The sequence below is a fragment of the Burkholderia sp. HI2761 genome, from assembly GCF_002223355.1.
In the GTDB taxonomy this organism is placed as follows: domain Bacteria; phylum Pseudomonadota; class Gammaproteobacteria; order Burkholderiales; family Burkholderiaceae; genus Burkholderia.
Genome location: NZ_NKFN01000022.1, coordinates 1 through 1,306, shown reverse-complemented (window position 1 = coordinate 1,306; position 1,306 = coordinate 1). Strand labels below are relative to the sequence as shown.

1 protein-coding gene is annotated in these 1,306 nt (G+C 61.8%); it reads left to right on the top strand.

The features are described from left to right. The first annotated feature begins 64 nt into the window (after positions 1-64). Positions 65-1,275, top strand: a protein-coding gene (locus CFB46_RS34935; protein ID WP_089502508.1) for an IS3 family transposase whose coding sequence is annotated in 2 segments (ribosomal slippage) — positions 65-380 and positions 380-1,275 — 1,212 coding nt in all. Because the reading frame shifts where the segments join, the coding sequence is not laid out codon by codon here. The last annotated feature ends 31 nt before the right edge of the window (positions 1,276-1,306 follow it).

Sequence of the window (1,306 nt, the reverse complement as noted above, 5' to 3'; positions counted from 1 at the left end):
TTACCCACTTACAATAACGGGTAGGCATAAGACTGTGTTTTTGACTAACACCAGGCAGGAAGTGATGGAAGCGTTGACGGGCCCGGAGCGCCGGCGGCGCTGGACGGCGGAGCAGAAGCTGGCGATGGTTCGCGAGAGTTTCGAGCCGGGGAAATCGGTTTCGATGGTCGCGCGCCAGCAGGGCGTGAACCCGAACCAACTGTTCCACTGGCGCAAGCTGTACCAGGACGGGAGCCTGTCAGCGGTCAAGGCTGGCGAGGAAGTGGTTCCTGCCTCGGAGCTGGCCGACGCGCTCAAGCAGATTCGTGAGCTGCAACGGATGCTCGGCAAGAAGACCATGGAGAACGAGATTCTCCGCGAAGCAGTCGAGTACGGTCGGGCAAAAAAATGGATAGCGCACTCGCCCTCGCTGCCGGAGGACGACCAGTGAAACTGGTTTGTGAAGTTCTCGGCGTGTCGCGCTCGAACGTATCGGCACGACTGTCGCGTCCGGCGACGTGGCGCGATGGCCGTCAATCAAGGCAGACTGACGACGCGGCCGCGGTCGAGGAAATCCGCCGGGTCATCGGCGATTTGCCCAGCTATGGCTATCGCCGGGTTTGGGGCATATTGCGCGACGAGCGCATCGCGGTTGGGCTGGTGCCATTCAATGCCAAGCGCATCTATCGCGTCATGCGCACGCACGGGTTGCTGATGCAGCGCCGGCCGCTTCCGCCTCGCCCCCAACGTCGACACGACGGCAAGGTGGCCGTCGCGCGCAGCAATCAGCGATGGTGCTCGGACGGCTTCGAGTTCCGCTGCGACAACGGCGAGCCGCTGCGAGTGACGTTCGCGCTGGACTGCTGCGACCGCGAAGCGATGAGCTGGGCGGCTACGACGGCAGGTCACAGCGGTGACATCGTGCGCGACGTGATGCTGGCTGCAGTGGAAAATCGGTTTGGCAACGAACTGCATACACCGTCCGAAATCGAGTGGCTGAGCGACAACGGTTCGGGCTATACGGCCGACGATACGCGCCGGTTTGCAGCGGCCATCGGCCTGAAGCCATTGACCACGCCGGTGTGCAGCCCACAAAGTAATGGGATGGCCGAGAGCTTCGTGAAGACGATGAAACGCGACTACGTCGCCTTCATGCCGAAGCCAGACGCAGCGACTGCTGCACGCAACTTGGCCATCGCGTTCGAGCATTACAACGAGAAGCATCCCCATAGCGCGCTGAAATACCGCTCGCCTCGCGAGTTCCGGCGCTCGATGGATTCAGCAACCTTAGTGTGACGCTGTGTCCGGTATTACAGGGTCAACTCCA